The sequence below is a fragment of the Arthrobacter sedimenti genome (assembly GCF_042652025.1).
Classification (GTDB): Bacteria; Actinomycetota; Actinomycetes; order Actinomycetales; family Micrococcaceae; genus Arthrobacter; species Arthrobacter sedimenti.
Genome location: NZ_JBHSDQ010000001.1, coordinates 1035680 through 1062249, shown reverse-complemented (window position 1 = coordinate 1062249; position 26570 = coordinate 1035680). Strand labels below are relative to the sequence as shown.

19 protein-coding genes and 1 pseudogene are annotated in these 26570 nt (G+C 66.3%); 12 read left to right on the top strand and 8 right to left on the bottom strand.

Annotation, left to right across the window (positions count from 1 at the left end; translation table 11 throughout):
- Positions 1-2 precede the first annotated feature (2 nt).
- Both ACFO0G_RS05000 and ACFO0G_RS04995 read right to left on the bottom strand, forming a co-directional pair.
- Positions 3-1340: an alpha-hydroxy acid oxidase gene (locus ACFO0G_RS05000; RefSeq protein WP_286399044.1), complete on the bottom strand. Its 1338-nt coding sequence runs from the start codon at positions 1338-1340 to the stop codon at positions 3-5.
- Between the two features lie 88 nt (positions 1341-1428).
- Entirely contained in the window at positions 1429-2463 is a 1035-nt protein-coding gene (locus ACFO0G_RS04995) for a LacI family DNA-binding transcriptional regulator (RefSeq protein WP_286399041.1), read from the bottom strand.
- A gap of 349 nt (positions 2464-2812) precedes the next feature.
- Between ACFO0G_RS04995 and ACFO0G_RS04990 the strand changes: the two genes are divergently transcribed.
- The 5 genes from ACFO0G_RS04990 to ACFO0G_RS04970 are packed head-to-tail and all read left to right on the top strand — an operon-like array spanning position 2813 to position 8734.
- Positions 2813-4264 (top strand): Gfo/Idh/MocA family protein, encoded by a 1452-nt coding sequence (locus ACFO0G_RS04990; RefSeq protein ID WP_286399038.1) that lies wholly within the window; start codon positions 2813-2815, stop codon positions 4262-4264.
- A 9-nt stretch (positions 4265-4273) separates the two neighbouring features.
- On the top strand, positions 4274-5233 hold the full coding sequence (locus tag ACFO0G_RS04985) for an NAD-dependent epimerase/dehydratase family protein (RefSeq protein ID WP_376976622.1): 960 nt from the start codon (positions 4274-4276) through the stop codon (positions 5231-5233).
- Positions 5230-6135 carry a 5-dehydro-4-deoxyglucarate dehydratase gene (locus ACFO0G_RS04980; RefSeq protein WP_286399033.1) on the top strand — a complete coding sequence of 302 codons (906 nt, stop codon included), beginning with the start codon at positions 5230-5232 and terminating at the stop codon, positions 6133-6135. The genes ACFO0G_RS04985 and ACFO0G_RS04980 overlap by 4 nt, the downstream gene beginning before the upstream one ends.
- Complete coding sequence (locus tag ACFO0G_RS04975; RefSeq protein WP_286399030.1) at positions 6135-7241, top strand: mandelate racemase/muconate lactonizing enzyme family protein; 1107 nt, start codon at positions 6135-6137, stop codon at positions 7239-7241. Before ACFO0G_RS04980 ends, ACFO0G_RS04975 begins: the two co-directional genes overlap by 1 nt.
- 41 nt (positions 7242-7282) lie before the next feature.
- On the top strand, positions 7283-8734 hold the full coding sequence (locus ACFO0G_RS04970) for an aldehyde dehydrogenase (NADP(+)) (protein ID WP_286399027.1): 1452 nt from the start codon (positions 7283-7285) through the stop codon (positions 8732-8734).
- A 64-nt stretch (positions 8735-8798) separates the two neighbouring features.
- On the opposite strand, the gene ACFO0G_RS04965 is transcribed toward ACFO0G_RS04970, so the two are convergent.
- Genes ACFO0G_RS04965 through ACFO0G_RS04950 form a run of 4 tightly spaced genes read right to left on the bottom strand, consistent with a single transcriptional unit; the run spans position 8799 to position 14445 of the window.
- Entirely contained in the window at positions 8799-9917 is a 1119-nt protein-coding gene (locus ACFO0G_RS04965; RefSeq protein ID WP_286399024.1) for a M24 family metallopeptidase, read from the bottom strand.
- Positions 9914-11953 (bottom strand): DUF6807 family protein, encoded by a 2040-nt coding sequence (locus tag ACFO0G_RS04960; RefSeq protein WP_376976621.1) that lies wholly within the window; start codon positions 11951-11953, stop codon positions 9914-9916. Before ACFO0G_RS04960 ends, ACFO0G_RS04965 begins: the two co-directional genes overlap by 4 nt.
- 29 nt (positions 11954-11982) lie before the next feature.
- Positions 11983-13104 carry an acetylesterase gene (locus ACFO0G_RS04955; protein WP_376976620.1) on the bottom strand — a complete coding sequence of 374 codons (1122 nt, stop codon included), beginning with the start codon at positions 13102-13104 and terminating at the stop codon, positions 11983-11985.
- Between the two features lie 45 nt (positions 13105-13149).
- On the bottom strand, positions 13150-14445 hold the full coding sequence (locus ACFO0G_RS04950; protein WP_286399016.1) for an ABC transporter substrate-binding protein: 1296 nt from the start codon (positions 14443-14445) through the stop codon (positions 13150-13152).
- A gap of 294 nt (positions 14446-14739) precedes the next feature.
- Here ACFO0G_RS04950 and ACFO0G_RS04945 point away from each other — a divergent pair, with 294 nt between their 5' ends.
- The 3 genes from ACFO0G_RS04945 (at position 14740) to ACFO0G_RS04935 (ending at position 18231) form a co-directional block, all read left to right on the top strand.
- On the top strand, positions 14740-15684 hold the full coding sequence (locus tag ACFO0G_RS04945; protein WP_286399013.1) for a carbohydrate ABC transporter permease: 945 nt from the start codon (positions 14740-14742) through the stop codon (positions 15682-15684).
- Positions 15674-16618: a carbohydrate ABC transporter permease gene (locus tag ACFO0G_RS04940; RefSeq protein WP_286399010.1), complete on the top strand. Its 945-nt coding sequence runs from the start codon at positions 15674-15676 to the stop codon at positions 16616-16618. The genes ACFO0G_RS04945 and ACFO0G_RS04940 overlap by 11 nt, the downstream gene beginning before the upstream one ends.
- Before the next feature lie 239 nt (positions 16619-16857).
- A complete protein-coding gene (locus ACFO0G_RS04935) occupies positions 16858-18231 on the top strand; it encodes an ABC transporter substrate-binding protein (RefSeq protein ID WP_376976619.1) in 1374 nt (457 codons plus the stop codon).
- Between the two features lie 532 nt (positions 18232-18763).
- On the opposite strand, the pseudogene ACFO0G_RS04930 reads toward ACFO0G_RS04935, so the two are convergent.
- Together ACFO0G_RS04930 and ACFO0G_RS04925 are read right to left on the bottom strand one after the other, a co-directional pair.
- Positions 18764-20272 (bottom strand): annotated as a pseudogene (locus tag ACFO0G_RS04930) (HNH endonuclease).
- Positions 20273-20509: 237 nt separating this feature from the next.
- Positions 20510-22525 carry a beta-galactosidase gene (locus ACFO0G_RS04925; protein ID WP_376976618.1) on the bottom strand — a complete coding sequence of 672 codons (2016 nt, stop codon included), beginning with the start codon at positions 22523-22525 and terminating at the stop codon, positions 20510-20512.
- Between the two features lie 174 nt (positions 22526-22699).
- Between ACFO0G_RS04925 and ACFO0G_RS04920 the strand changes: the two genes are divergently transcribed.
- The 4 genes from ACFO0G_RS04920 to ACFO0G_RS04905 are packed head-to-tail and all read left to right on the top strand — an operon-like array spanning position 22700 to position 26569.
- Positions 22700-23989: an ABC transporter substrate-binding protein gene (locus ACFO0G_RS04920; RefSeq protein WP_376976617.1), complete on the top strand. Its 1290-nt coding sequence runs from the start codon at positions 22700-22702 to the stop codon at positions 23987-23989.
- 51 nt (positions 23990-24040) lie between these two features.
- Complete coding sequence (locus ACFO0G_RS04915) at positions 24041-24994, top strand: carbohydrate ABC transporter permease (protein ID WP_236799547.1); 954 nt, start codon at positions 24041-24043, stop codon at positions 24992-24994.
- Positions 24991-25905: a carbohydrate ABC transporter permease gene (locus ACFO0G_RS04910; protein WP_376976616.1), complete on the top strand. Its 915-nt coding sequence runs from the start codon at positions 24991-24993 to the stop codon at positions 25903-25905. The genes ACFO0G_RS04915 and ACFO0G_RS04910 overlap by 4 nt, the downstream gene beginning before the upstream one ends.
- 19 nt (positions 25906-25924) lie before the next feature.
- A complete protein-coding gene (locus tag ACFO0G_RS04905) occupies positions 25925-26569 on the top strand; it encodes a Poxvirus protein I5 (RefSeq protein WP_376976615.1) in 645 nt (214 codons plus the stop codon).
- Position 26570 lies beyond the last annotated feature (1 nt).

The following is a 26570-nucleotide window of genomic DNA, read 5'->3' as shown; positions in this document are numbered from 1 at the left end:
GGTTACTTGCCCAACAGCCGCACGTGGTCCGGGGTCAGCTCGGAAACGCGGCTGACGCCCAGGAGGGCCATGGTGCGGGCCATGTCCTTCTCGAGGATCTGGAGGGTGCGGTCCACGCCGGCCCGGCCGCCCGCCATCAGGCCGTAAAGGTACGCACGGCCGATCAGGGTGAAGTCCGCGCCCATGGCCAGCGCGGCCACAATGTCTGCGCCGCTCATGATGCCGGTGTCCAGGACGATGGCGGCATCGCTGTTGTCGGTGGTGAACGCCTGCTTGACCTCGGGCAGCAGATGGAACGGGATGGGCGCGCGGTCCAACTGGCGGCCGCCGTGGTTGGAGAGGACCACCCCGTCGGCGCCGTGGTCCACCACGCGGCGGGCGTCCTCCACGGTCTGGATGCCCTTGACCACCAGCTTGCCCTTCCAGGTTTCGCGCAGCCAGTCCAGGTCCCCGAACGTGAGCGTGGGGTCGAACATGGAGTTGATCAGGTCCGCCACGGTGCCGGTGTAGCGGGACAGTGAGGCGAACGTCAGCGGTTCGTGGGTGAGGAAGTTGAACCACCAGGCCGGGCGGTAGGACGCGTCGAGGACCGTCTTCAGGGTCAGCGCCGGCGGGATGGTCATGCCGTTGCGGACGTCGCGGAGGCGGGCGCCGGCCACGGCGGTGTCCACGGTGACCATGAGGGTGTCGTTGCCCGCCTTGGCGGCACGATCGATGAGTTCCAGCGAGCGGTCGCGGTCCGTCCACAGGTACAGCTGGAACCAGTTGCGACCGTTGGGAGCAGCCTCGGCGACGTCCTCAAGGGAGGCTGTGCCCATGGTGGACAGGGTGTAGGGGACGCCTGCAGCCTCGGCGGCCTGCGAGCCGGCATATTCACCTTCGGACTGCATCATGCGGGTGAACCCGGTGGGGGCGATGCCGACGGGGAGCCGGGACGGTTTGCCCAGGATCTCGGTGCTCAAATCGATCGTGGAGACGTTGCGGAGGATGCCCGGCCGGAACTCGATGTCCAGGAACGCCTGGCGGGCGCGGCGGAGCGTGATCTCCTCTTCGGCCGCGCCGTCCGTGTAGTCAAAGGGTGCCTTGGGCGTGCGTCGCTTGGCCATCTCGCGGAGCTCCCAGATGGTGCTGGCCCGCTTCAACCGGGCTTCCCTGCTGAACTCGGGCTTCTTGAACTGCATCAGCGGTGCCAGGTCGGAGTACTTGGGGACGCGGCGCTTGAGTGCCGCGGGCAAGGCGGACGACGACGGATCCTTGGCAGGTGCCGGCGCTGCGGGGATGTCCGTGGCGTCCGGCGCCGGGGTAGCCTCGGGGTTGTTGGGCTGGACGGTGTGCGTCATTGCTCCTCCTCTGGGATTGGGTAGCTTCGCGGGGCGGCAGGTCGCGGCCCATGGGCCAGGCGTGACTGCCGCCGGGTGTCATCTGGGGTCAGCCGTGGACTGTGCTGCGCGGCGCCTTGGCGGGGCCCGTGCTGGCCCTGACTTCCAGGCGGGGCTGGTAGCGGCTGCCGGATGTCTCGTTCCCTTCCTTGCGGATCAGTGCCCGGAGCTGGTGCCATGCCTGCTCGCCCAGTTCGCTGATGGGAACCGCACCTGTGGTGAGTGCCGGCGTCGTGTACCTGGCGAAGGGGATGTCGTCGAAGCCGGTCACGGAGATGTCGCCGGGGACGTCAAGGCCCCGCTCGTGCAGGCCACTCATCAGGCCCATGGCCACGAGGTCGTTGAAGGCCAGGATGCCGGTGGCCCCGCTCGCCAGGACGGCGTCCACCGCTTCATGGCCGGTGTCGAAGTCCGAGCCGCCCTCAAGCATGGTCACCTCAACCTCGGGGTGGGCGGCCTTGAAGGTCTCCAGGCCCCTGAGCCGCATCTCGTTGGAGGCACTGCGTGGCGGCCCTGCGAGGAAGGCCAGGCGGGTGTGGCCCAGTTCCACCAAGTGCCCGGCGATATCCTGCACGCCCTGGCCGTAGTCCACCACCAGGCTGGGCACGCCCGGGGTGGCGGTGGTGCGGTTGATCAGTACCAGCGGGTGCAGGGAGGGCGCGATCTCTTCCAGTTCCGCATCCGACATGCGCGGAGCGCAGAGGACCAGCCCGTCACAGCGCCGGCGGGCTTCGCCGGCCAGGATGGACTCTTCGCTGGAGACTTCGAACGAATCGGCAATGAGGACCCGGTAGCCGTCCTGGGCCGCAGCCCGGCTGAGGCCGCGGAGGATCTCCTGGAAGGTGGGGTTGGCCAGGTCCGGCACCACGATGCCGATGGTGTCCGTCTTGCCAAGCGCCAGGCTGCGCCCCACCGGGTTGGGCTGGTACTTCAGTTCCGCGGCGGCGGCACGGACCCTGGCTGCAATGTCCGGATCCACGGTGAAGTTCCCGTTCATGACGCGGGAGACGGTGGCATGGGAAACTCCCGCCTTGACGGCGACATCCGCAATGCCGATCCGGCCGCTTGCCGATTTCCTGGCCATAGGGAACCCTTCTTTTACGCCGCCCGCCCGCGTCCTCCGGAACGGTCGGTGACCGGGAGCGCGCAGACCGGAAGGCAGGTGCTTTGAAGGACAGCATATACGGCTTCGGGAAAGCGATTTCTTTCTTTTCCCACTGTTTTCCCGGCACCCCCGGCTGCAAGGCGGATCCAAGCGCTAGAAAACGCTTTCTTCCAGTCCCCGGAGTGGTTGACGTATCCACAAGGGGATTGATACAACTGCTATAGCGAAGCGAGAAAACGCTTTCTCATCTGGTGCCCCCGGGCGCCACCGCCGAACGTCAGCGGCCGCTCCCACGGCCGGGTAATGAGCTTTTCGAAAGGGACCCACCATGGTCAACACTGCCGAGACCACTTCGGCTGCAGCTGCCTCCCGGCCCGGCACCGCCGCCGGCACGGACACCGCAGCAGCCACCTTCGCCGGGGACGGCCGGAAGGCCCGCATAGCCCTGATCGGCACCGGCGGGCGATCCGAGATGTACATCCGCGCCATTTTCGGCAAGCACGCGGACACCGCCGAACTGGTGGCGTTCTCCGACGTGAACCCGGGGCGCGTGGAGTTCTACCAAAAGCTCATCCAGGAGCTGGGCGCCCCGGGACCCGTGACGTCGTTTGAGCCTGCGGACCTCACCACCTTCATCCAGGCCAACGACATCGACCGCATCATCGTCACCACCCCGGACTACACCCACGCCGACTACATCGTGGAGGGACTGCGCGCCGGAGCTGACGTGGTGGTCGAAAAGCCCCTGACCATCGACGCCGAAAGCTGCCGCCGGATCGTCCAGGCCGTCCACGAGACCGGCCGGAACGTGGTGGTCACCTTCAACTACCGCTACTCGCCGCGCAACAGCGCGCTCAAGGAGATCATCCAAAGCGGCGTGATCGGCAAGGTCACGTCCGTCGACTTCAGCTGGGTGCTGGATACGGTCCACGGCGCCGACTACTTCCGCCGCTGGCACCGGGAGAAGAAGAATTCAGGCGGCCTGCTCATCCACAAGGCATCCCACCACTTCGACCTGGTCAACTGGTGGATTGACGACGTTCCGGAGCGGATCTTCGCCTCCGGCGGCCTGAAGTTCTACGGCGACAAGAACGCTGCCGAGCGCGGGTTGGGTCCACGCCCCGAGCGCGGAACGCCCGACGCCGATGCCCCCGCAGGGGAAAAGGATCCCTTTGCGCTTGACCTGAGGGAAGACGAGCGGCTCAAGGCCCTCTTCCTGGACAACGAGCACTACGACGGCTACCGCCGCGACCAGGACGTCTTCACCAGCGGCATCACCATCGAGGACAACCTCGCCCTGGTGGTGGAGTACCAGGGCGGCCCGCGCCTGAGCTACTCACTGAACGCGCACAGCCCGTGGGAAGGCTACCGGGTGGCGGTCAACGGCACCGAGGGCCGGGCCGAACTCGAAGTGGTGGAACGCGCCGCCGTCCTGCACAGCACGGACCAGAAGACCGTGGTTGACCCCAGCGCCACGCCCGTGGAGGAAGAGGACGCCGTCCGCCGCAACGGCGAGCGCCTGGTGGTGCAGCGCCACTGGGAAGCCGCCTACGAGGTACCCATCATCAACGGTGAGGGCGGCCACGGCGGCGGCGACGAGCTGCTGCTGTCGGACCTCTTCAACGGACCAGGCGAGGATCCGCTGGGCCGTCCCTCCGGCTACCTGGACGGGCTGCGTTCGGTGTCCGTGGGCATTGCCGGCAACCGCTCCCTCGAAACGTCCCTGCCCGTGCGCGTCGAGGACCTGGACCTCGGCGTCGACCTTCGCCGCGGCAAGTAGGGAAAGACCATGAGCAGGATATTTGTCACCGGCGGTTCGGGCCGCCTGGGCCGCAGCGTGGTGGCGGGGCTTGCCCAGGCCGGCCATGAGGTGGTCTCGGTAGACCGGGACGCCGTGCCCGCTGAGCTGCTGCCCGCCGGCGTCGTCCAGGAAACCGCGGACCTTCTGGCGCCGGGTGAGGCGTTGCGGCTGATCGGGGCAGCAAAGCCCGACGCCGTCATCCACCTTGCTGCGATCGCGGTCCCTTTCAGTGCGCCGGAGGACGTCATCTTCGGCACGAACACCAGGCTCGCCTTCGCGGTGATCAGCGCCGCGACGGAGGTGGGGGTCCGCAGGATCGTCACGGCAAGCAGCCCCACCGTGCTCGGTTACGGCTGTCCGGAGGGGTGGCTGCCGCCGTCGTTCCCGCTTGACGAGCGCACGCCTGCCAAGCCCTGGAATGCCTACGCCCTGTCCAAGCACATCGCCGAACAGACCGTCCAGATGTTCGCGACCGCGCAGGGGGAGAAGATCCGGTATGCGGCATTCCGGCCGTGCTTCGTGATCTCGCCCGAGGAATGGGAAGGCGCCCCCACGCAGCAGGGCCACACCCTCGCCGAACGCCTGGCAGATCCCGCACTCTCGGCCCCGGCCCTGTTCAACTATGTGGACGCGCGGGACGTGGCGGACTTCCTGGACCTGCTGCTGCAGAAGATGGATGACATTCCCAACGGGGAAACCTTTTTCGTGGGCGCGGCGGACGCCCTTGCCACCGCACCCCTTGCGGAGCTGATGCCGAAATTCCTGCCCGGAAGCGAAGCACTCAGCTCCGGCCTCACCGGCACCAGCCCCGCGTTCTCCATCGCCAAAGCCCGGGAACTCCTGGGATGGCAGCCCAAGCGCACCTGGCGCACCGAACTAAAACCCACCCTCAACGACGAGGCCTCCACGCTGGTTACTGCCGGCGGCGGAGCCAAGGAGACATCATGAAATTCGACGGCGTTCTCTTCTTCCCCGTCACCCCGTTCACGGCCGAAGGCGCCGTTGACGTGGAGCTGCTTAAGGAGCACATCGCTTCCCGGCTGCCTTATCGGCCCGGCGGCGTGTTCCCCGCCTGCGGGACCGGCGAGTTCCACGCGCTCAGCATCGACGAGGTCCGCACCGTGGTGGCGGCCGCCGTCGAGGTTGTCGCGGGCAAGGTTCCCGTGGTGGCCGGTGCCGGCGGACCGCTGGGCCACGCTCTTGCCGCCGCCCGCGCCGCTGAGGAAGCCGGCGCCGATGCCCTCCTGGTCCTCCCGCCGTACCTGGTCACGGGCCCCACCGACGGCCTGGTGGCTTACATCGAGGCCGTGGCCAACGCCAGCAGCCTGCCGGTCATCGTGTACCACCGCGGCAACGCGAAGTTCACCGCCACGTCCATGGCCAAGCTTGCCGCCAATCCCAAGGTCATCGGCTTCAAGGACGGCCTGGGCGATGTGGGCCTGGCCCAGGAGATCGTAAGCGCCGTCCGGGCCACCGGCCGTGAAGACTTTGCCTTCTTCAATGGCCTGCTCACCGCCGAACTGACCCAGGGTGCCTACCGCGGCCTGGGCATCCCGCTCTACTCTTCCGCAGCGTTCGCCATGGCTCCGGAGATCGCCAAGGCCTACTACGACGCCTACGTTTCAGGCGACGAGGACCGGCGCAATGCCCTGCTCGAAGGTTTCTATGCACCCCTGGTCCGGCTGCGCGACCAGACCCCCGGTTTCGGGGTTTCGCTGATCAAGGCTGGGCTGCGGTTGGCTGGCCTGCCGGTCGGTCCGGTGCGTCCGCCGCTGGTGGACCCCACCGAGGAACAGCTGGTGGAGCTCAAGGCCATCCTGGCCAGGGGCCACGAGCTGGCCGGCAGCTGATGAGTGCCCCTGCGGCCCAATCCGTCCGCACCGTTCCCCGCATCACCGGGCTGGCCACGCGGCTCCTCACCGTTCCGCTGCGCCGGCACTGGGGAGCGGAGGCGCCGGAGAACCACGTGATTGCCACCGAGCTTTCCACGGACGACGGCGGCACGGGCTTTGGCTTCTCCTGGACGCCGACCATTGGTCCCCAGGCAGTCAAGGCGCTGCTTGACTACGACATCGCCCCTTTCGTCACCGGACTTCCGGCCGCTCCCGAAGCGGTGTGGGACGTGGTGTGGAAACGGCTGCACGAAGCCGGGGGCGGCGGGCTCACCACCATCGCCATGGCGGGAGTGGACCTCGCTCTGTGGGACCTGCAGGCACGCCGTGCCGGAACATCGGTCACCGGCTTGCTGGGGCAGCGCCAGGACTCAGCAGAGGTTTACGGGTCCGGCGTCAACCTGCACTACACGCTGGACGAGCTGGTGGCCCAGGTGGAACGCTGGGTTGAAGCAGGCCACCAGGCGGTCAAGATCAAGGTGGGCAAACCGGACATCCGCGAAGATGCCGAACGCGTCGCCGCGGTGCGCTCTGTCCTGGGCCCGGGCCGCAGGCTCATGATCGATGCCAACCAGCGCTGGGACCTGCCCACCACCTTCCGCGCCCTGGATGTGCTGGCCGAATTCGGACTGGAGTGGCTGGAGGAGCCCATCCGCGCGGACGACCTCTGGGCCTACCGGCGGCTGCGGAAGCATTCGCCGGTGCCCATCGCCCTGGGCGAAAACCTGCACACCATCTACCGGTTCCGCGATTTCATTGAGGCGGAAGCGGTGGACATCATCCAGCCGAACGTCATCCGGGTTGGCGGGATCACCCCGTTCCGGCGGATCGTGGAGCTGGCCCGGACCCACAGCATCAAGGTGATGCCGCACCTGTTGCCGGAACTGTCCGGACAGCTGGCACTGACCCTGGCGGAGCCCACCATGGTGGAGGACGTTGAAGAGGCGTCCTTCGAGCAGCTGGGCATCCTGGACGGGCCATCGCCGGTGCGGTTCAGCAACAGCCGGGTGACCCTCGCGGACCACGCCGGGCTCGGTTTCCGCTTCAAGGACAGGCTGCAATGATGAATTTCCAGACGACCTCTATCGATGAACAGGTTCCTGACGTGACAACTGCAACGCTTTCCCTGACCGAGCTCACTGCTGCCGCTACGGCGGCAGCGAAAATTTCCGCGGCTGCCTCCGACGCCGAACGCGCGGGCTGGCTGAACGCCGTGGCGGATGCCCTGGACGCCAACGCCGCCGAACTGGTGGAGATTGCGGACGCCGAAACCAGCCTGGGGGCCCCGCGCCTGACGGGCGAGGTGGCCCGCACCACCGGGCAGCTGCGGTTGTTCGCCCGCGTGATTACCGAGGGTTCCTACCTCGAAGCCATCATCGACCACGCAGACCCGAACGCCACCCCGCCCAGGCCTGACCTCCGCCGGATCCTCAAGCCCATCGGCCCGGTAGCTGTCTTCTCGGCCTCCAACTTTCCGTTCGCCTTCTCCGTGGCCGGCGGCGACACGGCTTCGGCCCTGGCCGTTGGCTGCTCCGTGATCGTCAAGGCCCACTCGGGCCACCTGCGGCTCTCCGAGCGGACCGCGGAGATCGTGGCGGAGGCCCTCCGTCGCGCGGGCGCACCGGACGGCCTTTTTGCCCTGGTCCACGGCCGCGAAGTGGGAACAGCCCTGGTCCAGGACCCTGCCATCAAGGCAGTGGGTTTCACCGGGTCCATCCCCGGCGGCCGTGCCCTGTTCGACCTCGCCACCTCCCGCCCCGACCCCATCCCCTTCTACGGCGAACTGGGCAGCCTCAACCCCGTGGTCATCACCGCCGCGGCACTGCAGGCCCGCTCCGGGGAGCTGGCGGCAGGCCTGGCCGGTTCCTTCACCCTGGGCGCCGGACAGTTCTGCACCAAGCCGGGCCTGGTGTTCATCCCGGCAGGAACCGGGTTTTCCTCCGAGGTGGCCGCGGCCAGCAAGGACAAGCCGGCCTTGGGCATGCTCACCACCCGCATCGCCGAGGCCTACCCGGATGGTCTGCGCAGTTTCGCCTCCGTTGACGGAGTGGACGTGGTGGGCGGCAGCGTGGACCAGGACGCTGCCGCCAACGGCGCCGCTCCGGTGGTCTTTTCCACCAGCGCTGCCAAGGTCCTCGAAAACCCGGAGCAGCTGCTGGAGGAATGCTTCGGACCCACCACCATCCTGATCGAGTACGCGGACCAGGAAGAGCTGTCGGCCGTCCTGGCCAAGGTCCCGGGCAGCCTCACGGCAACGCTCCACAGCGAGCAGGGCGAGGACATCGAGGCTCTGGTGGAGCAGCTCTCCGGGCTCGCCGGACGCGTCCTGTTCGAGGGCTGGCCCACGGGCGTGGCCGTGAACTGGGCCCAGCAGCACGGCGGTCCTTACCCGGCCACCACCTCGCTGTTCACCTCGGTAGGCGCGACGGCGGTCCGCAGGTTCCAGCGTCCCGTGGCCTACCAGGACGCCCCGGAAACCGTGCTGCACCCGGCGCTGCGCGAGGACAACCCGCTGGGCATCCCGCGCAGGGTGGACGGGGAACTGCAGCTTCCCTGAGCGGTTACGCAGAAAACCCCGGGACCAAGCGGTCCCGGGGTTTTCTGCGTGCCTGGCGAAGCACCTACAGCTGCAGCGTCAGCGGCCGTTCCAGCCCGTTGACAGTGGCCGTGGGCCAGCGCGGGTCCGCCGTGAGGACCCGCAACCCGGATTCGGTGAGCTGGACTGTGTCTTCGATCTTGACGCCGGGCCCTGACGGGTTCCAGGTGAAGGCCTGGTCCAGCACCACAGTGTCGGTCGCCGACGCCGTCACCCTGGGATCACGGCCCGCGTAACCGGCCGGACCGCCCTGGTGGTGCTGCTCCCACTGGTCCGCCCCAAAGCCGTGCCGGGCGTAAGCCGCCTGGATTTCGGTGAAGATCCTGTCCAGGCGCGCCCCGGGAACGGTGGCATCGAAGATGTCCGCCTCCACGGCCGCGATGCGGGCCTCGGCGTCGCGCTCTTCCGGGGTGCCGGCGTCGAACCTGATCCAGCGGGTGATGTTGGCAACCAAGCCGTCCCGGCGGGCACACACCACGGCCATGGCGCGGCGGCCCAAGGGGGAGTGGGTGGCCAACGGGTGCCGGAAGGTGCTGCGGGAGCTGCCGTTGCACAGGAGCACCAGCGGCTCCGCTCCGGCCGCCACCACCCGGGCGGCCAGCGCCGAAACGAGTTCGAACTCGGTGGTGTCCGGGCTCGCGGCGGAAAGGACGTCCGTCATCATGGCCGCCAGTTCGGCGCTGAGCAGGGAGTACCGTGCACTTTCGGCGGGGAGGAGCTGCTGGCGGGCGGCGCGCAGTTCCGCGGTGACGTCGGTTTCCGCCAGCGGGGGCTGGGAGCTGCCGTTGCCAACGGCTGCGGCGGCCTGGTGGAGGTTCCCGTACCAGGGGACGGTGTGGAGGTTGACCTCGGCCGGAAGCTCTTCGGCCGCGATCCGCCCGGCCTCGTTGTTGAATGTCACCAGGTGGTCGCCGTCGCGGTCCACCAGGAGGGCCGCGATGGGGTCCCCGGCCAGGCTGATGTGCACCCGGCTGCCATCCAGGTACCAGGTCAGGGCCGTGTTGGAGGTCAGGAGCAGCGAGTCCCGCCCGGCGGCGTCAAGGATGTCCAGGACACGGCGGCGCTTGATGGTGCGGTCCGTCCGTGCCCCGGGAGCCACCCGTGCCTCCCGGGGCGGAACGGCTGCGGTTGTTGTTTGCGTCATGACGGGTCCCCCTGTTGGTTGATCAAAGCCTCGATGTCGGTGGTGGCCAGGATTCCGTCGGCCACCAGGACGGTGATGTGCCGCCGCGCCGGGTTTCCCGGCTCGGCCATGACGCGGCGGTCCCAGGCGAGCGACTGTCCCACGCCGGGGTAGCCGTCCATTCGGACAAACCACGGGTCGGTGCAGCCTTCCGGGGCGACGAACACCAAGGTGGCCGGGCCGCCGTCGAACTTTCCTGACCAGGCGAGCCAGCGCGTGACGCTGCCGTGGGTCGCCGCCTCGCCGCTGCCGGCCGGCGTCCACACGGCCGCGTCTCCGCACCCGGGCAGGCGCCAGAAGAAACCCCCGTAGCCACCCTCGAAGCGGCCGTTGGAGCCAGGGCTGCCCAGGCTGACCGGCGTGTCCCCTGCGGGGGACAGCGCAAAGTCCAGGGATAGCCGCCAGATGGAAGGCGCGACGGCGGACCACGTCCAGGTGCGTTCCTCCCCCAGGACGGGGGAACCGTCGGGGCCGTTCCAGGTAAGCGTCTCCTGCAGCCGGCCCTCGTGTCCGCTGCCGGCGTCGCTCAGGTGTGACGTGGATACGCTGATGCTGCCGTGGTCGGGGCGCCAGATGTACTGCCCCGCCTCCCGCGTATACGTGCGGCCGCCCCAGAAGTTGACGCCGTCCACGTCCTGGAGGGCCACCCCCACTCCCAGGTGCCACACGTGGTCCAGCGGCATGTGGTCCGTGACCACAGTGCCGCCGAGGGTCCGGACAGGGTGCAGGTAGGGGCGCGGGGAGGAGACGGCGCGGATATGGCTGCCGTCCTGGTAGTCGGCCACCGGCCGGCCGTCCACGGCCAGCGTCCGTACCGGCGGAAGGGCCCGGGCCCAGGGGGCGCCGAGCTCGGCGAAGGTTGCCTGCGCCTTGATGGCGCGGCCCATCATGTCGCTGATGCCCTGAACCACGGGGTGGGCGTCGTCGCCGTCGCCCTCCCACGAGATTGATGCAGGATCGATCGGGGCCGGCGCGGGGGAGGTGCGGATGGCTTCCAGCACTGCGGTGAAGGCGCCGGTGTGCGGCAGGGCGCCAAGCAGCGGAGCTCCGGTGGCACGGGCGTCCAGCAGGTTTTCCAGCAGGTCGGTGCGGCCGTACGTTTCCCTGCGCTCGCCGTCGGGGGTGCTGATGACTACCTCATCCCGCGTGTAGAAGAGGGTGATGTCGCCCCGGGTTCCGTGCACCGTGACGGTGGGATCCTGCTGTTCGGAGGCGCACAGCGTGAGGGCGCACAGCAGGGTGTCTCCGCCGGCCGTGCGGACCCGGAGCACCGAGGTGTCGTCGCTCTCGGTGTCATTGGCCCGGTACAGGTCGGTTTCCACGGAGGCTACGTCAGCGAGCGTGTGGGCGCCGGCCAGGGACAGGCCGGTGGCAACGGCGTGGGCCAGCGCATTGGTGGCCACGCCATCCACCACGTCGGTGCCGTCCAGGCTGCGCTTCCCTGCCCAGCGTGAGCGCTTGAAGTAGGCCTTGGTCCGCAGCCACTGGCCCGTGGCGCTGATGCCCAGGACGGTGCCGATCTCCCCGGCGGCCACTTTGGCGCGGATGGCGGGCAGGGCGTGTGACCCCAGGCTTTGGAAGCCTACCTGGACCAGGCGTCCGTTCGCACGCGCGGCGGCAAGAACCTGCTCAAACTGGGCCAGGGAGGCGACCGGCGGCTTTTCCACGTAGACGTCCATCCCGGCATCCAAGGCGGCAAGGGCCAGTGGGGCGTGGGTCTGGATGGGGGTGGCAAGAATGACGACGTCGGCACCCGGCTGGGCGGCCAGCAGCGCCTCCAGGTCGGGGAACACGGCGACCGACTCGGCCAGCGTGCCGGCCTGCGGCGGGAGGGGATCGGCCACGGCCACCAGTTCCAGGGCGCCGGCGGCCTCAAGCCGGGCCAGATTGGCGAGGTGGCGCTCGCCGAAGCCGTGTACGCCCACCAGCGCAATCCGGGGAGTGGCTGTGGATCCGGGTCGCTGGTGGCTGGATTCGGTTGAATGCTGTGTGGTCACGTAAGTCCTTGGTGCTGTTGGAAAGGGGGTCAAGGGGCCAGCGTTTTGGCCAGGAAGTCCAGGGCCTCGTCCTGCATGGCCGCCGTGAACACGTGCCCGCCCGGCCAGAAGCTGCCGGTGTAGGTGTCCGTGCCGGTGTGCATTGATTCCAGCAGCCGGTCCGCCTGGCGCATCCCGTCTTCCGGGAACAGCTCATCCGCCAGGGCGTACTGCACCAGGAAACGGGCCGTTTCAGCCCGGCAGGTGAGCTCCGGCCAGTCGCCCAGTTTCCACAGGCCGGGGGTCTGCAGCAACCAGGAGTGCGCGTCCAGGTAGGCGGGGAAGAGCGATTCGAAGGTGGTCATCATGCAGGTCACCACGGCGGCCCCGATGCGGGGGCTGAGGGCCGCGAGGGCAAGGGAACGGCCGCCGCCGCCGGAGAAGCCGATGCAGCCCAGGTTGTCCTGGTCCACCCCCGGCAGCAACGCCAGGATGTCCAGGGCGGCAAGGTCGTCGTGCGCCACCATGCCTGCCAGGCTGGTGCCCAGCAGGCCGGCCGCTTTGGCAACGGTGTCTTCGTGGAAGCCGGCAGCGGCGTTGTATTCCTCCGCTTCGGTTGGCACGACGCCGTCCTCCCGCCACTGTGCCTGCCTCGCCGCTGCTGCCGAGGCCGTCCGCCACGGGGGAGTTGCGAGGTCAAACCTGCGGCTGCCCCAGGAGAATGTGTCGTGGGCCAGGACGGCGAAGCCACGCCGCGCGATGTCCGTGGCCAGGGCGTGACCGTCATAGTGGCCTGCGCGGGCAGCGGCTGCGGAGGGGTGGCTGTCCGGCAGTTCCACCAGCCGATCGGCCCCGCCGAACTTGTTCCCGCCGTGGCAGTGCAGTGCCAGGACGCCCGGCAGGGGGCCGGAACTCCCGGCCGGCCTCACCAGCCAGCCCGTAGTCCGTGGCCCGAAGCCCAACTGCCAGCTGAGCTGGGAGGTGGTGGCGCCGTCGTACGTTTCCTCCCAGTGCACCGTCACCTCGGGAAGTGCGTCGCGGTCCGGGACGCCCAGCACGTCCGACAGTTCCTGCGCCGCAGCGCCGGACGCCTGGTGGCGCGGATGTTCCCGGACGTAGGCGGGCCAGTCCGCATAGCCGGCGATGGCGCTGGGCCTTGCTGTTGCAGTCATGTGGCTGGCCTCCTTACTCTGATGGATCCGGGCGCCGTGGGTGGATCAGGCGAGGTTCTGGTTGACCTCGGAGATCATGCCTTTGGCAGCATCGCGAGGGGAGATCTTTCCGAAGAGTACATCCGTGTTGTAGCGGTTCAGGACTTCCATGGTGGCCGATGAGCCTGCCGGGAACGGCTTGGGTGCCTGAATCTTCATCTCGGCAATGCGGTCAAGGTAGGCCGCCTCCTTCTGCTGGGTTTCCTTCAGCAAGGGAGTGATGCCCGCCTTCAGTTCCGTGTTGGCCGGCATGCCCCGGTCGCTCTTGATCTTTGACGCTGCGTCCATGTTGTTGACCAGGTAGTTGATGAAGAGGGCCGCTTCCTTGGACTGTGGCGACTTCGAAGAGATGGCGTATTCCATAGAGGAACGCAGCCAGGAACCGGGCCGGGCGCTTTCGCCGGGCAGCTTCACCATGACCAGGGGCGCGCCGGAGTAGGACGTCATCTGGTTGCTCCAGGAAATTTTCATTCCCTGCTTTCCTTGGCCCATCAGGGTCATTTCGGGCTGCGCCGAGCCGTCCTCGACGGTCTGGGAGGCGGAGGGTGCGCCACCGGTCTCTGTCAGCTTCTTGTTGAGTTCGAACCAGCGGGTCAGGGTGTCCTCGCTGATGCCCATCTTCTTTCCATCGTCAGTGTAGAGGGCCTCACCGTTTTGGCGGGCCCAGACTGCGAGGAAGGAATCGTTGGCCATGGGCGTGGTGCCGAAGGTTCCGGCCGGTGACTTTTCAGTGATCTCGGCCGCGATCCTGGCGTAGTCGTCCCAGGTCCAGGTCTCATCGTTTGGAAGCGGCACTCCGGCCGCCTCGAAGACCTTGGGGTCAAGGACCATGGACATCGAGTTAACGCCGGCAGTAATGGTGTACTGCTTGCCGTCGATCTTGCCCAGGTCCACGGTCCCCTCGGCAAACTTCGAGGTGTCGATCTGGTCCTTGACCTTGTCCAGGTTCAACAGCACGCCCCGGCTGGCGTACTCGCTGGGGTAGGCGCCGCTCATAGCGATGACATCCGGCATTGTTCCACCCGCGATTTGGGTGGCCATCTTGTCCCAGTAGGAACTGTATTCGGTGTTCTCGCCCTGGACCTTGATGGTGGGGTTCGCGGCTTCGAAAGCCTTGATCACCTCCATGGTGGTTTTGGCCCTGGAGTCGTTGCCCCACCAGGCAAACCGGATGGTGACGGGATCTTCTGCCGTCCCCACTTTTCCTGCTTGCGGGCTGCTGCCGCAGCCGGTGAGGACCAGAGCGGCTGCGGCGAAGGCGCCGGTGATGCCCATGACGGATTTCTTGAGACCAAACTTCATTGTTGTGCCCCTTGGCAGGTAGGTTGAACGCGAGTGACGCCGGTAACAGAAAGCGTTTTCTCAAAAACTAACAAAGGGCTATACAGGAGTCAAGAAAGCGTTTACTTTGGTACGGAGCCGCAATTCGAACGGACCCCGCGGCACCGGAACCGCTTCAGCTTTCACGGGCAGGAGCAGCGCCGGCACCGGGGTGCCGGTTACCCCCATCGCCCGGCGATGAACCAACGTGGAGGCCACGATGACCAAAGGAGACCACATGGCCGCAAAACACATCCCCAGGACGGAGCAGCTTCCGTGAGCGCCATCAGCGAACTCAGCTCCATTACCCGGCGGAAGGGCAAAGTCACCGCCGCCGAGAAGAAGGCCAACAGGCGGGACAACAAGGCCGCCTACATCTTCCTGCTGCCGTGGCTGGTGGGCCTGGTGGCCATCACCATCGGCCCCATGCTGATGTCCCTCTACCTGTCCTTTACGGACTACAACCTGCTCCAGCCGCCGGAATGGACGGGTCTGGACAACTTCACCCGCATGCTCAGCGACGCCCGGCTCCACAACTCCCTCCGCGTCACGTTCACCTACGTCTTCGTGGGTGTTCCGCTGCAGCTGGCCGTGGCGCTGTTGATCGCGCTCGTCCTGGACAAGGGACTTCGTGGCCTTCCGTTCTACCGCTCGGTGTTCTACTTGCCGTCGCTGCTGGGCGGGTCCGTGGCCGTCGCCATCCTGTGGAAGCAGATCTTCGGCACCACCGGCCTGGTCAACCAGGTCCTGGCGATGTTCGGTATCCAGGGCCCGGGCTGGATCTCGGACCCGAGCACAGCCCTGGGATCGATCATCCTGCTGCACGTCTGGACCTTCGGCGCCCCCATGATCATCTTCCTGGCGGGCCTGCGGCAGATCCCCAACATGTACTACGAGGCCGCCAAGGTTGATGGCGCCACCACGCTCCAGCAGTTCTGGCGGATCACCCTGCCGATGCTGAGCCCGATCATTTTCTTCAACCTGGTGCTGCAGATCATCGGTTCCTTCCAGTCGTTCACCCAGGCGTTCATCGTCTCCGGCGGCAACGGCGGGCCTTCGGACTCCACCATGTTCTTCACGCTGTACCTGTACCAAAAGGGCTTCGGCCAGTTCGACATGGGCTACGCCTCAGCCATGGCGTGGGTCCTGCTGCTCATCATCGGTGTCTTCACCGCCATCAACTTCATCGCTTCTAAGTATTGGGTTTTCTATGACGACTAAGCTTGAGACGCTGCCCACCCCGGAGAGGAAGTCCACCGGCGCCGGCAAGCCAAACAACCGCAAGCCCAGGGTCCGCGAGTCCCGGGGAACCCTGGCCTTCAGCCGGGCACAGCGAGGCAAGTCGCTGATGAAGCACGGCATCCTCATCCTTGCCGGCGCCCTGATGATCTACCCGCTCCTGTGGATGGTGGTGTCCTCGCTGCGCCCCAACGAGATGATCTTCCGGGAGCCCGGACTGTGGCTGAACAGCCTCGAAATGAGCAACTACACCTCCGGATGGTCGGCCCTGACGCACCCGTTCGGCCACTACATGCTGAACTCGGCAATCGTGGTGATCGGCTCCATCCTGGGAAACCTGGTGTCGTGCTCCATGGCTGCCTATGCCTTCGCCCGGCTCCAGTTCACGGGCAAGCGGCTGTTCTTCGGCATCATGCTGTTGACCATCATGCTGCCGTTCCACGTGGTGATCGTCCCGCAGTACATCCTGTTTTCGCAGATCGGCTGGGTGAACACCTTCTGGCCGCTGCTGGTCCCCAAGCTGCTGGCCACGGACGCGTTCTTCGTGTTCCTGATGGTGCAGTTCATCCGCGGCATCCCGCGCGAACTCGATGAGGCGGCACGTATTGACGGCGCCGGCCATCCGCGCATCTTCCTGCGGGTCATCCTGCCGCTGATGGTCCCGGCGCTGGCCACCACCACCATTTTCACATTCATCTGGACCTGGAACGACTTCTTCGGTGCCCTGATCTACCTCACGGATCCCGATATGTTCACCGTTCCGGTGGCGCTGCGCGCCTTTGTGGACTCGCAGTCGGCAACGAGCTGGGGCTCCCTGTTCGCCATGTCCATCGTGTCCCTGCTGCCGGTATTCCTGGTCTTCCTCTTCGGCCAGCGATTCCTCATCAAGGGCATCGCCACCACCGGCATCAAGTAACCCGCGCTGCAACTTCACATCCCGAACGGCCCGTCCTTGCGGCGGGCCGTTCGTTTGTCTGCGCCGTCCGAAATCTTTCAGAACTGTTACTCTGGATCTTGTATTACAAGTTTTCGACTTGTAATATCAGAAGTAGAAATCGCTTTCGCGCTCTTCCCCGCCAGCCCTGCTGCTGCCGGGCACCAAGTCCCCACTTGGAACACCACCCGCACCTGGATCAAAGAAGATCGGAGTACACCGTGCCGCTTTTTCCCCGTCCTGCAGCTGCTGCAAAGCAGCGCGCAGGGGCACCCACTTCAGGCGCACCGCGCCCCGGCCGCCACGGCCGAACCCGTAAAGCCGGCGCCGTTGCGGCCGCAGTCGCCGCCGTCATGGCCCTCAGCGCCTGCGGCGGGGGAGCAGCCCCGCAGAACGCGGACGGCACCGTCGAACTCCGCTTCTCCTGGTGGGGCGGCGACAAGCGGGCCCAGCTCACCCAGGAAGCCATCAAACAGTTCGAAGCCGAGAACCCGAAGATCAAGATTAAGCCGGAGTTCGGCGACTGGAGCGGATACTGGGACAAACTGGCAACCCAGGTTGCGGCAAATGATGCCCCTGACATCATCCAGATGGACGAAAAGTACATCACGGAGTACTCCAGCCGCGGCGCGCTCCTGGACCTCTCCAAGTACGACATCGACACCTCCAAGCTGGATGAGGCTGCACTCAATGCGGGCAAGGGTGAGAAGGGCCTGACGGGCATCGCCGCCGGCATCAACGCTGCCACCATCCTTGCCAACCCGAAGGTCTTCGAAGCCGCCGGGGTCCCGCTTCCCAACGACTCGAAGTGGACCTGGGAGGACTTCGGCCGCATCGCCGCCGAAATCACCGCCAAGTCCCCCAAGGGAACCTACGGCGCGGCCGCCTACGGAACCGACGAGGCCTCCCTGGGCGTGTGGCTCCGGCAGAACGGCAAGTCGCTGTACACATCCGACGGCAAGCTGGGTTTTGAGCCCGGCGACATTGCCGAGTGGTGGGCCTTCCTGAAAAAGCTCAGCCAGGACAAAGCGGTGCCTTCCGCATCCGAGGTGGTGGAGGCCGAGGCTGCTCCGCTTGACCAGAGCGGACTGGCGACAGGCAAGAACGGCATGGCCTTCTGGTGGTCCAACCAGGCCCCTGCCTTGGAGAAGGCCAGTGGCGGGGACCTGAAGATCCTGCGCTTCCCCACCAAGACGGGCTCCGCCGCCGATGCGGAGCTCTGGTACAAGGCATCGCAGTTCTGGTCGGCCTCCTCGCGCACCAAGCACCCGCAGGAAACCGCCAAGTTCATCAACTTCCTGACCAACAACGTCAAGGCGGGCGAGGCGCTCCTGGCCGACCGTGGAGTCTACCCGAACTCGGATGTCCGGGCAGCCATCCAGTCCAAACTCACCCCCGCCGACGTCAAGGTGGTCAACTTCATCGACCAGATCAAGAATGAGCTCGGTGAGGCCCCCGCGCCGCCGCCGAAGGGCGCCGGTGCCATCCAGGAGATCATTAAGCGCTACACCTCCGAGGTCCTCTTTGAACGCTTGTCCCCGGAAGATGCCGGCAAAAAAGCAACCGATGAGATGAAGTCGGCCATCAGCAAGTAAGTCTTCACACCGCCAACACGGCTCCGGACAGTCTGGAGGGACGCCTCCCAATCCAGACGTTCGACGGCGGGTGGCAGATCTGCCCGGAAGGTACCCAATGGTTCCTTCCGGGCAGGGCTGTTTAACCGGGACAGGGCTGCTTAAACGGAAGGCCCGGCGGGGACCCTGCGCGACATCACTGTCCTCGGCCACGAAGCCAACATGCCGGGGATGGACCGTGACCTGTTCGATGTGGGCCCCATTGGCTTGGGCGTCGATAAGGATGTACCCGATCGCGTCGCCTGCCGGGTCGGCCGCAACCCACGCCGTCCCGGCGGCCACATACGCGCTCAGTTGTTCCACAGTGGGCGGCGGGTCATCGGCGACCGCATCCATGCCGAGTGCCCGGAAAAGTTCCCCTGCGGCTGTCTCAATCTCCTGGATGCACCTTAGGTCTGCTGTCGCTGCCGGTCGAATCACTCGTCCAGTATCTGCCACCCTGCCCTGGCGTCCACAGGCACGCTGGTTGGCTGATCCCATCATCTGTTGGCCGTCAGGTCATGGTGGGCTGGATGACACGACCCAACACCTGGACGATTGGCCGCCGTGGCACACCCGGTGGCGGTGGGGAAGCGCCGGCTGGCCTTCCCGGCGAGGGAGCGCGGCGGACTTGCCTGCCAACATTCCTCGACGTGATGTTGTCGGCCCTGATGTGCGCTCGCGGTAGTGCACTTCCGGGGAGGGGTGGTGCGGTGGAGTGGTAGGTGTGAGCGGTTGGGGTGGTGGTGGCCACCGTATGCCGCGGACCGGGGACTGGTTTCGCTGTCCATCCCGGGCTTTCTTGGTGTGGTTGCAGGCTTCGCACAGGCCCTGGCCGTTGCTCCTGCTGGTGGGTCCGCCCTGGTGCCAGGCGAGGATGTGGTCGTGGTGCCTGATCGGGGCGTCGCAGTACGGGGCCCGGCAGGTGTCATCCCGGGTGTGAAGGAAGCGTTTCAGGCCTGCCGGGAAAAGCCTGGCTTTGGAGTCCATCGCCACCAGCTCCCCGGTATAGGGGGGCGGTGTAGAGCCGCCGGATCCAAAGATTCAGGCCTGTCGAGGATTCAGTTGTGAGGGTGAGTTCCCTGGCCCAGGCTGCGGGGATGGTGCCGTAGCCGGGGAGCCGTGCGGGTTCGGCGTCGGTCTGCAGGAGGGTTCGGTCGGTCATGACGAGCTGGATCTCCACCCCGCTGATTCCTCCGGGGGTGCCGGTGACGCGTTCGACGAGGGTGTCGGCCATGACCTGCCCCCGCGACCTCTCATCGCCGCCCGACCGGGCACTGCCCGCGTCCTTGGCCAGGGCGGCGTAGGCGGCGACACCCTGGGATACCGGGAGCAGGGCGGTCAGGTAGGCCATCGTGTCCGGAGCGGGCCGCAAACTCACGCACCGCTCACCCACAGCCCGGGCAGCCCGCTTCGCCACCGAAGCAGGGTTGCGCCGGTACGCCGCGGCACGGGCTGCGGCGATGATGGCCTTGTCTCCCATACCGTCCAGGGCGCCGGCGTCCGCGGCGAGTTCTTCATCCACCCCCGCCCGGTCCTCTCGAGTCAGGCAGATGGTTTCCTTGACCACCAGTGTCACCCGCCACTCATTTAGCAAGCCGGCCCGGAACGCGGCGAAGGTGCGGGGCATCCCGGTCAGGGTTTTGGCCAGGCCCAGCAGCCGGGAGCCCCGGGCCGGGGACTCCCGCCGCGCCAGCGCGATCTGCGCAGCTACCCCGGCGCCCTGCTCCCCGGACGCGACACCGGCGGCGGCCTGCTCCCGCCGCTGCGACAGATCAAAGGCCACAGCAAGCTCGGCCTGGCGGGCACCGGCAAGGGACTTCAAATCCTCAAGGCCCCGGATCTGGTCAATCATTCCGGCACCATCAGCCGGCGCCGCAACACGAGCCAACAGGTCCACGACATCAGCAATGGAAGGGGCAGCAACTTCCGGAACAGCGGGCGGAGACTGGACCACATCGGCAGCAGACAGCCCCGGAGCCCCCACCTCCGGTCCTGCCGCTGTCCCCAACACCGCTTCCATAACCAAAGTCTTCCAGCACCCTCTGACATTTCCGACGGCTGGTATCTCCTATGTGGAAAGCTGCCGAAGGAGAGGCGGAAGCCTTCTTAGCAGGAAGGGCGGCAGAGGAAGAACGTTCAGTCCCTACTCGGCACCGTCTGTTTTAGGGCTGACCCCCGCATTAGCAAAACGGCGGCACCCGGAGGGCGCCGCCGTCGTACCTCATAGAGCCTTAGTACTTACCTGAAGCCGAAGTCCTCAGCCTTCGGCAACCACCGCCACGCCGCCAGCGGGAACAGTGCCGGCAAACGGCTCACCCGTCAACAGATCCGTGCCGGCGGCGGAGACGGAGGCGTCCTCCCGCGCGTGGTTGATGGCGAACAGGAAGCTCTGCCCGTCGGCCGAACGCCGGCGCACTAGCTCCACCCCGGGATCGGCTGCGGCGGCGGGAGAAACCCCGGATTCCGCCAGCAGCTTGTCCAGGAGGGCATCGATGCCGTCGCGGTCCGGGAAGGTGGCCAGGTACCAGGCGGCTCCGGAACCCACGGCCCGGCGGGTCAGGGCGGCGACACCCTCCAGCGGGTACTCGGTAAAGGTTTTCACCGCTTCCGCGCCGGCCAGGTGGACATGTTCGCTCCAGACCGAGGACACGGTACCGTCGCTCAGCTTCAGCTGCGACCCGGTCAGCAGGGGGTGGAACTCCTCCACCCGCACGCCCAGGAGGTCGCGGAAAGCGCCAGGGTAGCCGCCCAGGCGGACGTGGTCCTGCATATCCACGATTCCGCTGAAGTAGCTGACCAGGACAGTTGCGCCGGCCGCTGCCGCGGCAGCGATGTTGGCGGCATGCTCATCGGAGACCGCGTACAGCGTGCACACCAGCACCAGGTCGTACCCGTCCAGCGACGCGGAGGGATGCACCATATCCACCGTGACACCGCGGAGCACCAATGAACGGTGGAAGGCCCGCAGCAGGTCCAGGTACTTCACGTCCACGCTGGGCTTCGAATCGATCTCACTGGCCCACCAGGCTTCATAGTCAAAGACAATGGCGGCACGGGACTGGACCCGGGTGCCGCGCACGGGCTCAAGCCGCTTCAGCGCGGCGCCCAGTTCCACCACTTCCCGCCACACGCGCGTGTCCCGTCCGCCGTGCGGCACCATGGCCGAGTGGAACTTCTCCGAGCCTGCAAAGCTCTGCCGCCACTGGAAGAACATGACCGCGTCGGCTCCGCGGGCCACGTGGGCCAGGGAATTGCGCAACATCTCGCCGGGCATCTTGGGCTGGTTGCGCGGCTGCCAGTTCACAGCCGACGTCGAATGTTCCATCAGGATCCATGGGTCACCGCCCGCGATGCCCCGGGTGAGGTCCGCGCTGAAGGCCAGTTCGACGTGCTGTTCAGGATCGGCCGCCACCAGGTAGTGGTCGTTGGCGATGACGTCCAAATCCTTGGCCCAGTCAAAGTAGTCCATGGACTTGGTGGCGCTGGAGGCCATCAGGTTGGTGGTGCACGGGATCTCCGGGGTTACCTCGCGCAGGACGGCCACCAGTTCCCGGTAGTAGTCCATGAGCGCCCAGGAGTTGAATCGCTGGAAGTCCAACTGCTGGCCCGGGTTCAGCGTGGACGGCGCGACGGCGGGCGGCAGGATTTCTTCAAAGGAACCGTAGTTTTGTGACCAAAACGCAGTGCCCCAGGATGCGTTGAGCGCCCCGATGCTGCCATAGCGGCGTTGCAGCCAGGCGCGGAAGGCTGCGGCGTCCTCCTCGCCGTAGAACTCTGAGACGTGGCAGCCCAGTTCGTTGTCCACGTGCCACAGCGCCAGGGCCGGGTGGTCCTTGTACCGTTCGGCGAGGGCGCGGGTGATGCCGGTGGCGTAGCGGCGGTAAACGGCCGACGACGGCGTGTAGTGCCGCCGTGAGCCCGGTCCCAGCACGGTCCCGTCGGCCGTGACCGGCAGGATTTCCGGATGCTTGCGGACCAGCCAGGCCGGGGGAGCGGCGGTGGCCGTGGCCAGGGCCACCTTCACCCCGATCCCGGCAAGGTTGTCCATGACCTCGTCCAGCCACCCGAAGTCGTACTGGCCCTCGGCCGGTTCGAGCAGTGCCCAGGAGAAAATCCCCACGCTCAGGAAGTTCACTCCCGCTTCCCGCATCAGGTCCAGGTCCTCCAGTCGGACACTGGCGGGCCACTGCTCGGGGTTGTAGTCACCGCCGAAGGCGATGCCCTGGACGTTGTTCCAAACGCCCGGCCGTCCGGGGGGTGCCTGCCGTGTCATGGGACTCCTTTGTCTGCTGGGAAGATGGAACAGGGCTGATGTCAGACGTTTGGAAAACGCTTGCCCAATCCTGGGAATGTCGCTATTGTATCGTTTCAGAAGCCGTGTAAGCCAGCTCACTACCCGTGTTGTAGACCGAGATTTGGCAAACACCCATTGAGCAAGGAGGCTCCCGTGATCAACAGAAGGCATTTCCTCACAACCGTCGCCATTGGTACCGCATCGGCAGCAGCACTGTCGGCCTGTGGAAACGGATCCGGCTCGTCCGGCCAGACCGGCTCCGCGGACAAGCCCGTCACCATCAACTACACCTGGTGGGGCAACGACGACCGCGCCGAGCGTACCCGCAAGGCCATCGCCTTGTTCGAGTCGAAGAACCCCGATATCAAGGTCAACGGCAACTTCACCGACTTCGCCGGCTACTGGCAGAAGCGTGCCACCGAGGCCGCCGGCGGTGGCCTGCCGGACGTCATGCAGTGGGACCTGTCCTACCTGCGCGACTACGGCCAGCGCAACCAGCTCCTGGACCTGGGCACGGTCAAGATCAACACGGACGCCTTTGAGAAGTCCCTCCTGCCTTCAGGCCAGATCAAGGGCAAGACCTATGGCATCCCCACCAGCACCAACGCCTTCGCCGTCTACTACGACCCCGCCAAGCTTGCCTCCCTGGGCATTGCCGAGCCCACCGGCAAGTGGACCTGGTCCGAATTCCAGTCATTCCTGAAGGAAGTTGGCGACAAGGGCAACGGCACCCTCTATGGGTCCACGGACTTCACCGGCGTGTGGTGGCAGTTCAACATCTGGCTCCGGCAGAAGAACATGCAGGCCTTCAACAGCGACGGGAAGCTGGGTTTCAGCAAGGACGACCTGAAGACCTGGTGGAACCTCAACTCGAAGCTTCGCGGGACCCAGGCCATCGTTCCGGAAGAGAGGGTGACCCAGCTCAAGCCCAAGTCGCCGTTCGGTTCGAACGTCAGTGCTGCCGAGGTTACCTGGGACAACTTCATGGCCGGCTACCTCGGGGACAGCGGCGCAAAGGAACTCAAGCTGGTGCCCGTGCCGTCGGATGACCCCAACAACCTGGGCTTGTTCCTCAAGCCTTCCATGCTGATGGTGGCAAGCGCCAAGACCAAGTTCAAGGATGCTGCCGCGCGCTTCATCGATTTCATGGTCAACGACCCCGAGGTGGGCCAGATCTTCAAGACCTCCCGCGGCGTCCCCGCCTCCAAGACCCAGCGCGACGGTACCACCTTCGACGGCGCCGACAAGCTCGTGGTGGATTATGAGAAGTCCATCGAGCAGTACCTCAAGGATGCCCCGGAGCCGCCCATCGTCGGCTTCGGAACGCTGGAAGCTTCGTTCGGCCGGATCGCCTCCGACCTTAACTACGGCAAGGTCACCGTTGACGGTGCCGTCGACGCGTGGTTCAAGGAAGCCGAAGACGTCATCAAGCAGAACGCCTGATCCGGCTGCCATGCCCTCCCGCCCTGGTTCCACGACTTACGGAATGATCTCGTGACTTCAAGCCCAACCCTGAGCAGGCGTTCGGCGTCGTCCGCTCCCGTGCAGCTTCGCAAGTCGAAGCGCAACGGGGTGGACGCCCGTGCCGGCTACACGTTCCTGCTGCCCTGGCTGCTGGGATTCATTGCCCTGACGGTGGGGCCGATGATCTCCTCGCTGTACCTGTCCTTCACCAACTACAACCTGTTTGAGGCGCCCAAGTGGATCGGCCTGGACAACTACACCACCCTCTTCCAGGACGAACGGTTCCTGCAGTCCGTGGGCGTGACATTGTCCTACGTGGTCTTCGGCACCCCGCTGAAGCTCGCCGCCGCGCTGGCGGTGGCCATGCTGCTGAACAGCAAGCGCCGCGGCCAGGGCTTCTACCGGTCGGCGTTCTATGCTCCGTCGCTGATTGGTGCGTCCGTGTCCATCGCGATCGTCTGGAAGGCGATGTTCGGCGATTCCGGTCCGGTGGACCAGGGCCTGTCCTTCTTCGGGATCAACCTGGGCGGCTGGGTGGGCAACCCCGCCATGACCATGCCGATGTTCATCCTGCTGACGGTGTGGCAGTTCGGCGCCCCGATGGTGATCTTCCTGGCCGGGCTCAAGCAGATCCCCGGCGAGCTCTACGAAGCAGCGTCCATGGACGGCGCCGGCCCGGTGCGGAAGTTCTTCAACATCACCTGGCCCATGCTCTCCCCGGTGATCTTCTTCAACCTGCTGATGGAAACCATCCACGCGTTCCAGGTTTTCGCGTCGGCCTACATCATCTCCAACGGCGACGGCGGCCCCGCCGGATCCACCCTCTTCTACACCCTCTACCTGTACCTGCGCGGCTTCAGCGACTTCCGGATGGGCTACGCCTCGGCCATGGCCTGGCTGCTGGTGGTCGTGGTCGGCATCATCACGCTGATCTTCTTCCGCACGTCCAAGTCCTGGGTCCACTACAGCGGTGATTCACGATGACAACCATGGCAACCCCCACCCAGTCCACCCCGGACACTGCCCCTGCCTACAACCCCAAGTCCGAGTCCGCCGGGGCCAAGCGGGCCAAGAGCGTGGTCTTCCATGCCGCGGCGCTGGTCCTCACGGCTATCGCGCTGTACCCCGGCCTGTGGATGATCGCCTCGTCGTTCAAGCCCAACTCCGAAATCGGCGGGCAGAACACGTCACTGTGGTCGAACAACTTCAGCTTCGACAACTTCGTCACGGCCATGGACGGCATCGGCGGCGTATCCACCCTGCAGTTCTTCACCAACTCCCTGATCCTGGCCCTGGGCGCGGTGGTGGGAACCATCCTGTCCGCGTCCGTGTCGGCGTACGCGTTCGCCAGGATCAACTTCCCCGGCCGCAGCCTGTTCTTCGGGATGATGATCGCCACCCTGCTGTTGCCCTTCCACGTGGTGATCATTCCGCAGTACATCGTGTTCCAGCAGCTGGGCCTGGTGGATACGTACGTGCCGCTGCTGATCGGCAAATTCCTGGCCGCGGACGCGTTCTTCGTCTTCCTCATGGTCCAGTTCATGCGCGGCCTGCCCACGGAGCTGGATGAGGCGGCCCGGATCGACGGCGCCGGGCACGCCCGGATCTTCTTCTCCATCATGCTGCCGCTGATGAAGCCGGCCCTGATCTCCACCTCGATCTTTTCCTTCATCTGGAGCTGGAACGATTTCCTGGGCCCCCTGCTGTACCTGAACACCCCGGACAAGTACCCGCTGCCGCTGGCCCTGCGGCTCTTTGTGGACCAGACCCAGTCCTCGGACTACGGCGCCATGATCGCCATGTCTGTCCTGGCCCTGCTCCCCGTGCTGATCTTCTTCCTGATCTTCCAGCGGTACATCGTCGAAGGCGTCTCCACCCAGGGCCTCAAGGGCTAGAGAAGAAGCGAGACAGAAAATGAGTGTCATGGACAGCACCACACCCGCATCCGGCCAAGAACCCATTCCGGTGAACCGGTTCGCCCTGTTCTCCGAAACCCTCCTGGCAGGGGTACTGGTGCTGGTGCTGTCCCTCCCGCTCGTCACCATCCCGGCCGCCTATGCGGCCGGGACCGCCCACCTCGAACGGCACCTGAACGGCCGGGATGATTCCGTCCGCGGCCTGTGGGGGCTGTTCAAGGCTGCCCTGCCCGGCAGCTGGAAACTTGGAATCACGACGGCGGCAGCCGCCGTCGTGATTGTCCTCAACCTTTTGCTCGCATGGGTGGGGCAGCTCCCGGGCCGCGGCTTGGTCCTTCCTGCCACGCTCATCCTCGCCGCCGGCGCCGCCATCGTCCTGCTCCGCACAACCTCCGCGTGGTCAGACTTCGCAGGATCCGACTCCGCAGGATCCGCAACCGGCAAAGGCACCTGGCGTCAGGCCCTCGAAGCCGGCCAGGCAGCCGCCCTCCGTGACTGGACCGGCTCGCTGCTGCTCGCCGCTGCCCTGTTCTGCGCCGTGGTGTTCGTCTGGATGCTCGCAGCCCTCTTCGTCGTCGTCCCCGGAACCCTCATCCTGGCCGCCGCCGCAGTGAAGCTGCGCTCCAGCCGTCCCCGACGCTGAC

What these genes read in the sequence shown, in the direction of transcription:
- ACFO0G_RS04980 (WP_286399033.1), top strand. Translation starts at nt 5,230, where the DNA reads ATGAAATTCGACGGCGTTCTCTTCTTCCCCGTCACCCCGTTCACGGCC.
- ACFO0G_RS04985 (WP_376976622.1), top strand. Translation starts at nt 4,274, where the DNA reads ATGAGCAGGATATTTGTCACCGGCGGTTCGGGCCGCCTGGGCCGCAGC.
- ACFO0G_RS04925 (WP_376976618.1), bottom strand. Translation starts at nt 22,525, where the DNA reads ATGACACGGCAGGCACCCCCCGGACGGCCGGGCGTTTGGAACAACGTC.
- ACFO0G_RS05000 (WP_286399044.1), bottom strand. Translation starts at nt 1,340, where the DNA reads ATGACGCACACCGTCCAGCCCAACAACCCCGAGGCTACCCCGGCGCCG.
- ACFO0G_RS04905 (WP_376976615.1), top strand. Translation starts at nt 25,925, where the DNA reads ATGAGTGTCATGGACAGCACCACACCCGCATCCGGCCAAGAACCCATT.
- ACFO0G_RS04950 (WP_286399016.1), bottom strand. Translation starts at nt 14,445, where the DNA reads ATGAAGTTTGGTCTCAAGAAATCCGTCATGGGCATCACCGGCGCCTTC.
- ACFO0G_RS04995 (WP_286399041.1), bottom strand. Translation starts at nt 2,463, where the DNA reads ATGGCCAGGAAATCGGCAAGCGGCCGGATCGGCATTGCGGATGTCGCC.
- ACFO0G_RS04910 (WP_376976616.1), top strand. Translation starts at nt 24,991, where the DNA reads ATGACAACCATGGCAACCCCCACCCAGTCCACCCCGGACACTGCCCCT.
- ACFO0G_RS04975 (WP_286399030.1), top strand. Translation starts at nt 6,135, where the DNA reads ATGAGTGCCCCTGCGGCCCAATCCGTCCGCACCGTTCCCCGCATCACC.
- ACFO0G_RS04990 (WP_286399038.1), top strand. Translation starts at nt 2,813, where the DNA reads ATGGTCAACACTGCCGAGACCACTTCGGCTGCAGCTGCCTCCCGGCCC.
- ACFO0G_RS04940 (WP_286399010.1), top strand. Translation starts at nt 15,674, where the DNA reads ATGACGACTAAGCTTGAGACGCTGCCCACCCCGGAGAGGAAGTCCACC.
- ACFO0G_RS04965 (WP_286399024.1), bottom strand. Translation starts at nt 9,917, where the DNA reads ATGACGCAAACAACAACCGCAGCCGTTCCGCCCCGGGAGGCACGGGTG.
- ACFO0G_RS04955 (WP_376976620.1), bottom strand. Translation starts at nt 13,104, where the DNA reads ATGACTGCAACAGCAAGGCCCAGCGCCATCGCCGGCTATGCGGACTGG.